The sequence below is a fragment of the Limosilactobacillus panis DSM 6035 genome, assembly GCF_001435935.1.
Classification (GTDB): Bacteria; Bacillota; Bacilli; order Lactobacillales; family Lactobacillaceae; genus Limosilactobacillus; species Limosilactobacillus panis.
The window spans coordinates 1-294 of record NZ_AZGM01000123.1 but is presented as its reverse complement, the minus strand read 5'-3'; the positions used below and the strand labels follow the sequence as shown (position 1 = coordinate 294).

The window sequence follows — 294 nt, the reverse complement described above, 5'->3', positions numbered from 1 at the left end:
AAGCTAAGTCGGCATCTAAAAAAGCACCATCGTTCCCACTCTCGGCAAGCAGTGAAGCGGCTGGGAGTTTCAATTGAAAAACGCCCGCAAAAGATTAATCATCAGCGCCAACGTACTTTTGATTGGGAGGGAGATTTAGTCAAGGGGGGTTCGGCGGAAGAATCTTCCAGCCTGCTGACTCTAACAGAATGCTTAACGCGCTTTGAGATTGTCATTAAGTTCCCAATTACCGAGCAGAAACCTGTCGTCAAGAGCTTCAGAAGGTGATTAATTACCATCCAAACTGGTTTAACT

1 pseudogene is annotated in these 294 nt (G+C 45.9%); it reads left to right on the top strand.

Annotated elements, in window-relative coordinates:
- A pseudogene (locus FD32_RS10285) lies at positions 1-267 on the top strand (hypothetical protein); the annotation flags it as partial.
- Positions 268-294: the final 27 nt, after the last annotated feature.